Consider the following 1,850-nt stretch of genomic DNA (forward strand, 5'->3'; position numbering starts at 1 on the left):
TGGTTAGTTCATCTTCATTAGCAACGGCCTGCATGCCGATTCCCCCGCCGCCTGCTGCTGCTTTTAACATGACTGGATAGCCAATCTTTTCGGCAACAGCTGCCGCTTCTGCACTATCAATTAACGGTCGTGAAAATCCAGGCACCAATGGAAGTCCGGCTTGCTCCATCTTTTTCCTCGCCTCGACTTTATTGCCCATTTGCTGAATGATCTCTGGTTTGGGACCAATGAATATCAAGCCGGCTTCTTCGCATGAACGTGCGAAATCTGCATTTTCACTAAGAAAACCATATCCAGGATGAATGGCCTCCGCTCCGGTTTCCTTAGCTATTTCCAAAATCTTATTGACGTTTAGATAGCTTTCCTGTACTCTCGGGCCACCCAATAAATATGCCTCATCCGCCAATCCCACAAAAGGCGAATCCGAATCTGCTTCCGAATGGACAGCGACAGTAAGTATTCCCAGCTTCTTGCATGTACGAATAATGCGTGATGCTATTTCTCCCCTGTTTGCGATAAGAATTTTTCGAATCATTCGATATCCTCCTTATTTAGTGCGTTCCGTTAGTAGGTCAAGAGTTTGCTGCCGAAGCTTATACTTTTGGATTTTTCCGGATGCAGTCATTGGATAAGCATCGGTAAATTGAATGTAACGCGGAATTTTATGAAAAGATATTTTCCCTTTGCAATACTCTATCAATTCTTTCTCCGTAAGGGTTTCTCCTGCTTTCAAAATGATCCATGCGGCTACCTCTTCCCCATATTTCTGATCTGGAACGCCGAGTATCTGGACATCGACAATTGCAGGGTGTTGATAGAGGAACTCTTCAATCTCACGGGGATAAATATTTTCCCCTCCGCGAATGATCATATCTTTCAGCCGGCCGGTAATCTTGCAATAACCCCTCACATCCATCACTGCCAAATCTCCCGTATGAAGCCAGCCTTCCGTGTCAATCGCCTGCTCAGTGGCTTCCGGGTTATTATAATAACCCTTCATTACATGGTATCCCCTCGAACAGAGTTCTCCCTGCATGCCCCGCGGGACTTCCTCCCCTGTAGCCGGATCGACAATTTTCACTTCCACTTTCGGCAAAGCCCTTCCCACTGAAGAAACACGAAGTTCTATCGGATCGTCCGTTCTTGTCATCGTAATTCCTGGAGAAGATTCCGTTTGACCATAAGTAATCGTGATTTCCGTGATGCCCATCTTATTCACCACGCTTTTCATGACTTCAATCGGACATGTGGAGCCTGCCATGATACCAGTCCGTAACGAGCTTAAATCATACTGGTCAAAGTCATCGAGATTAAGTTCAGCAATGAACATCGTCGGTACACCATGAAGCCCCGTACATTTTTCGGCTTCAACTGTCTGAAGGACAACGCGTGGATTAAATTCCACAATCGGCACCATTGTTGCTCCAACTGAAACAGATGCCATCGTACCAAGGGAACAGCCGAAACAATGAAAAAACGGAACCGGGATGCATAGCCGGTCGACTTCGGTCAGCTTCATGCACTCTGCGACATTCAATCCGTTATTGACCAAGTTGGAATGCGTCAGCATCACTCCTTTTGGAAATCCTGTCGTCCCTGATGTATATTGCATGTTAATCACATCACCTGGAGCCAATTCCTCCATCCTCATGTCGAGCGATTCCTCCGAAACGGATTCGCCTCCGCTAATGACTTCATCCCATGAAAACGTTCCGGGATAACGTTTTTCACCTAAAACGATGATATTTTTTAATTTTGGCAGTTTCTCAGATTGTAATTTTCCTGGTTCTGCATTTTTTAATTCAGGTACGATTTCGTACAGCGTATCTATATATGAATGATCCTTATAT

General features: G+C 45.3%; 2 protein-coding genes. Both read right to left on the minus strand.

What is annotated here, in order from left to right:
- The coding region (locus tag AC1DVB_RS26950) for a biotin carboxylase N-terminal domain-containing protein (protein WP_477591894.1) at positions 1 to 535 on the minus strand (535 nt) is incomplete at its 3' end.
- Between the two features lie 12 nt (positions 536 to 547).
- A partial coding sequence (locus AC1DVB_RS26955; protein WP_477591896.1) for an AMP-binding protein occupies positions 548 to 1,850 on the minus strand: 1,303 nt, incomplete at its 5' end.

This window comes from Peribacillus sp. P4_D6 (assembly GCF_056401795.1).